Source organism: Tersicoccus phoenicis, from assembly GCF_001968835.1.
In the GTDB taxonomy this organism is placed as follows: domain Bacteria; phylum Actinomycetota; class Actinomycetes; order Actinomycetales; family Micrococcaceae; genus Tersicoccus; species Tersicoccus phoenicis.
The window spans coordinates 1-934 of the sequence record NZ_MRDE01000090.1 but is presented as its reverse complement, the minus strand read 5'-3'; the positions used below and the strand labels follow the sequence as shown (position 1 = coordinate 934).

Genomic DNA, 934 nt, shown 5'->3' with positions numbered 1-934 from the left:
GGGTTGAGGTCGGGGATGCGGCGGACCACGAGCCGCCCGGACACCCGGTCGGCGTGCTTCTTCGAGGTGAACGCGGTGAACGGGATCTCGGCGAGCTCGGCGCGGGAGACCCATGCGCCGGTACTCTCGTCGAACACCGCGTCGGTGTATTGAATCGTGGTCCAGGCGGTCTCCTCGATCGCGGCGATCGCGCGCTTCACGGCCGGATCCATGCGCACCGTGATCGACACGTCCGCGCCGGCCTTCAGCACGGCCGTGACCAGCGCGTGCGAGTAGAACGCCGAGTCGGCACGGACCAGCACGCCCCGCCCGGCCAGGCGGGTGCGGCGCACCAGCGCGAGCGCGTCGGTGGCGAGGCGAGCAGCTCCTCGTGGGGAGCCCGCGTTGCCCTTGCGTAGCCGTTGCGCCGCGATCACCGGTGCCGCCTGGTCCGTGCTCACGGTGGCGAGGAGCGCGTTCAGGCCGCGCACGCCGGAGTAACCGAACGCGGCGCCCTGTTTCTCATAGCCGTGGACCTCGACGATCGTGTCATCCAGATCCACCTTCACCGTCCCCGGGTCTGACTCGCCGCCGAGCAGCTCCGTGTGCTCGGCCAACCCCCGCAGGAACCGCGACGCGATCGCGTCGGCCTGCCGGACGTGCCCGAACGTGAACTTGCGCAGGAATGAACCCAGCGTGGACGGGGCGTATGGCCGGTCGAAGAGCTTGCCCATCGCGCCGTGACGCAGCAGGGCCATGTCATCGATGCTGTCCGCGCCGGCGGCCATGCCCGCCACCAGCGATGCCAGTTTCAGGCCGCCGTTGGCGCCCTTGTCCGTCGGCACCGTCAGGCGCTCATCGCCCAACCGACGCAACCCCGCCCGGTCAGCCAGTGCCATCAACGGGACCAGCCCCGCGGCCGACACGAGATTGGGCTCGTCGAACGTCGCGGCGA

General features: G+C 70.6%; 1 protein-coding gene. It reads right to left on the bottom strand.

What is annotated here, in order from left to right; translation table 11 throughout:
- Positions 1 to 934, bottom strand: a 934-nt coding sequence (locus BKD30_RS15045; protein WP_076705908.1) for an IS1380 family transposase, incomplete at both ends; no start/stop codon positions are given.